This window comes from Coleofasciculus sp. FACHB-712 (genome assembly GCF_014695635.1).
Classification (GTDB): domain Bacteria; phylum Cyanobacteriota; class Cyanobacteriia; order Cyanobacteriales; family FACHB-T130; genus FACHB-T130.
Map to the genome: position 1 here is coordinate 1 of NZ_JACJOQ010000402.1, position 3,419 is coordinate 3,419.

At 47.5% G+C, this 3,419-nt stretch carries 3 protein-coding genes and 1 pseudogene; all 4 read right to left on the bottom strand.

Features of this window, described 5'->3' with window-relative positions; all coding sequences use genetic code 11:
- Positions 1–431, bottom strand: a pseudogene (locus tag H6F50_RS11825) (YdcF family protein); the annotation flags it as partial.
- A 186-nt stretch (positions 432–617) separates the two neighbouring features.
- Positions 618–1,028: a hypothetical protein gene (locus H6F50_RS11830; protein WP_190428850.1), complete on the bottom strand. Its 411-nt coding sequence runs from the start codon at positions 1,026–1,028 to the stop codon at positions 618–620.
- A 68-nt stretch (positions 1,029–1,096) separates the two neighbouring features.
- On the bottom strand, positions 1,097–2,665 hold the full coding sequence (locus H6F50_RS11835) for an AAA family ATPase (RefSeq protein ID WP_190428851.1): 1,569 nt from the start codon (positions 2,663–2,665) through the stop codon (positions 1,097–1,099).
- Between the two features lie 128 nt (positions 2,666–2,793).
- Complete coding sequence (locus H6F50_RS11840; RefSeq protein ID WP_190428852.1) at positions 2,794–3,402, bottom strand: 50S ribosomal protein L25/general stress protein Ctc; 609 nt, start codon at positions 3,400–3,402, stop codon at positions 2,794–2,796.
- Positions 3,403–3,419 lie beyond the last annotated feature (17 nt).

Here is a 3,419-nt window from a genome sequence, read left to right on the forward strand (position 1 = left end):
ATTACAGCCATATCCGCAGATTCCGGTGCCCCACTGCCCCGCCAGTCGATGCGTCCGCCGCTAGCAATCACGAGAGGAGCTTTGCCTTCGCGGTATAACTGGGCACCATAGAAGACGCGATCGCCTTCTTCGCTCAAATCTACACTCGGTCGAGGCGGCAAAGCCGATTTCGTGGCACCGCCCAAGATGACAATCGCCTCGGCAGTTGGGAGTTCAGAGGGTGGGAGATTTTGCCATTCTAGCGATCGCAATAACGAGTTCTCCACCCAGCCATTACTCCCCACCAGCAAGGCAATCAATGCCAAAACAATCGGCACCGCCGCCCAACGAGGGCGTTTCCACAGCAATACCAGTGCCACAATCATTAACACGCAGGCAATTCCCAAGGGATAGATAAATAGCGGTAGCAGTTTTGAGAGAAACAAAAACATAGAACAAGGTAATTAGTAATTGCTATACCATTTCACCTTAAAGCCACTAAAAATCAATGCCTCAGCGTGTCTACGGACAAGACTTGTACGAGCCAAAATCTAAAATCCAGAATCTAAAATCCAAAATCTAAAAGAGGATAACTTCCTGTCCCCCTTTTGCGCCCCTGCTTTTCATCCCCAGCAGAATTATTCTTCCCGGTTATCTTCTGTGTTGTCTTCCCGGCTATCTTCTGTGTTATAGGCTGTATTGTTTTGTTGGTTATTTCCTAGGTTGCTCCGGTCGCGACGACCACTTAAGCCACGATATTGTTTTTTGGGTTTACCATAGCGTTTTCGGTTTGCCGAATTATTCCGATTCCGCCCATTGGAACCTTCTTTCGTCTCCTCTGAGCGTACCTGCCGGGGTTCATCTTTGGCTTTTGACCAGGCAACCACCCATGCCCCTGCAAAACCCCCAACCGCCCCTAGAAAGATGCTCAAGGGCACCCGATACCCCAGCATTACAAAGCAAATCAGAAAAAACAACCAGTACTTCAACCCAGCAGAGAACCCACTTGAGAGTCCCAGGGATCTGAACCCATTGCCTTTGTTCGTCATAAGTGTCTGGCTAATCCAAGAGTGGCTAATCGAAGAGTGGTTGAATCCTTCAATTAGCCACTTTTCGATTAGCTATTTAATTGTGACTCCCAATCCTGAGTCGTGTCTAAAGTTTTCACGTAGGCTTGTTCGGATTGAGTAAAAGGTTCAGCAGTGGCTTGTTGCTTCGCTAATAGGTCAACGGTAGCATCAGAAACATCACCAGTACGGGAGGCGAGACGATCCTGGCAAACTTCCATTGGTGCCGTGCAGTGGAGGATTTGCAAAGGGATTTGGTGAGCAGTGGCTTGAGCGATCGCATCTTCTCTCAACTTCTGCCGATCGTACTTCGCATCCAAAATCACCGACCAACCCTGGCTTGTCAGCATTATCCCCAATTCCAACAACCGGCTGTAAGTCTTCTGAGTCATCTCATCGGAATAAAGGTCGGCTCCTCCTGGTTGTTCCAAGGGAACGCCTCCTAAATGCTTCCGCAGCGCATCCGAACGGATGTGAATTGCCCCCAAGCGCCGCGCCTGGAGCCGCGCTACCGTACTCTTTCCAGAACCCGATAGACCAGACATCAAAAACAGCTTTCCTTGGCGAGAGGAGCCACTAACATTGGCATAAGCCGGAGACGGCGATCGCGTGTATTCCCACGCTAGTTGGTAATATTGGGCAGCAGTGGCGGCGGCTTTTTCCTTATCGGCTGCGGGAACAGCCGGATCGTTCAACAAGAAAGAAGTCACCTTCGCCCGTACATAAGCTTGACGGCTCAAGTACAAAGGCAACACCTGCAACCCCTCCCAATCTCCCATCTGCTCGACATAAGTATTCAAATAGGCATTGCCGAGGTCTGGACGCGATCGCGCATCCATATCCATCACTGCATAGGCAATGTCGAACATGACATCGACAAAGCGAAACGGCTCGTTAAATTCAATGCAATCAAATAGCAGAATCTTGTCTTGCCAGAGACAAATATTTCTCAAATGCAAATCCCCGTGGCATTCCCGAATCCAATTATTTTGAATTCTGCTTTTAAATAACTCCTCTCGCTCAGCAAAGAACGAGTCTGTATACTGCCTGGTTTCCTCGTAATGTTCCTGAGTTTGCGGCCCACCAATATAGTTTTCAGTTTGCCGATAATTTTCATCAATGGCATCCCGAATTTGAGCCACTTCACCAAATTGACGAATATAGTCATCTGTGTGCGCTTTTTCATGGAATTTGGCAACAACCCGTCCCAAATCCTCCATGAGTTTTTCCGTCAGCAAGTCTTGCTCAAACAGATTGCTGAATAAGCCATCTTGGGGAAACTGGCGCATTTTCAGCACATATTCCACCGGCTCGCCCGAGCCATTTAAATGAAATTGGTCGTCTGTCTGAGTAATGGGCAAAATTTCTAAATAAATTTCCGACGCACCGCGCTGATTCAGGCGGATTTCTTCATTACAAAAATGCTGCCTTAGCTCTAAGGTTGAATAGTTTAAAAAGCCAAAATTCATCGGCTTTTTAACTTTATAAACCAAATCACCCGTCAACAACACATAAGAAACGTGTGTTTGAATCAGCTCAATTGGTTGCGTCACCGGATGAGGATAAAAACTCGGCTGCAACATCTGCTGAATTAAAGGGGGAAAAGAAGCTTCTGTCATATTTTTTTGCGTTCTATAGCGCGATCGCGCATGGCTTCACTAATGTGTCTTTACGGTTAAAAAAAAGCCAGGGGCTTAACCCCTGGTTTTCAAGGCAATGAGAAACAAACTGGCAAAAAGCCATCGTCTCATGCTTCAGATTTAGTTTCCGACTCAGTTTCTTGATCTTCAGCTTGGACTTGAGGTTGGAGGACACTTACAGTCACTTGATCTGGCTCACCAAGCGCTGTCACCCCAGGTGGCAAAACGAGTTCGCTGATATGCAATTTATCTCCAATATGCAAATTAGAGACATCAATCTCAATCGAATCAGGGATACTTTCAGGCGCACACCGCACCTGAAGTTCGTTGAGTACGGGGTCTAATACGCCGCCTTCTTGCTTAACACCATAGGCTTCTCCTACATAATGCAGGGGCACTTGCACATCCAGATCGCCATGAGCCGCGACCGCAAAAAAGCTGAGGTGATACAGGGAGGTTCTTTTCCAAGGATGCGTCTGCACTTCTTTGAGCAGTGTTTTACCACTCCAAGAAATCTCAGGAATGTTGAGCTGAATCAAGGTGTTATTAACAGAGGCACCTTTGAGTAAGGTTTCAGCCTTTTTGGCTTCCAAAGTCAACTCAATAGATTCAGTTCCTTTGTGCCCGTATAGGACGGCTGGGACTAATCCACTGCGACGAAGGGCATTCGGCTTGCTCCCTTCAGGGCGCTTTTGACATTCAACTGTATGTTCCATCTTCGTTGTTTGTGAGT

What these genes read in the sequence shown, in the direction of transcription:
- H6F50_RS11840 (WP_190428852.1), bottom strand. Translation starts at nt 3,402, where the DNA reads ATGGAACATACAGTTGAATGTCAAAAGCGCCCTGAAGGGAGCAAGCCG.
- H6F50_RS11835 (WP_190428851.1), bottom strand. Translation starts at nt 2,665, where the DNA reads ATGACAGAAGCTTCTTTTCCCCCTTTAATTCAGCAGATGTTGCAGCCG.
- H6F50_RS11830 (WP_190428850.1), bottom strand. Translation starts at nt 1,028, where the DNA reads ATGACGAACAAAGGCAATGGGTTCAGATCCCTGGGACTCTCAAGTGGG.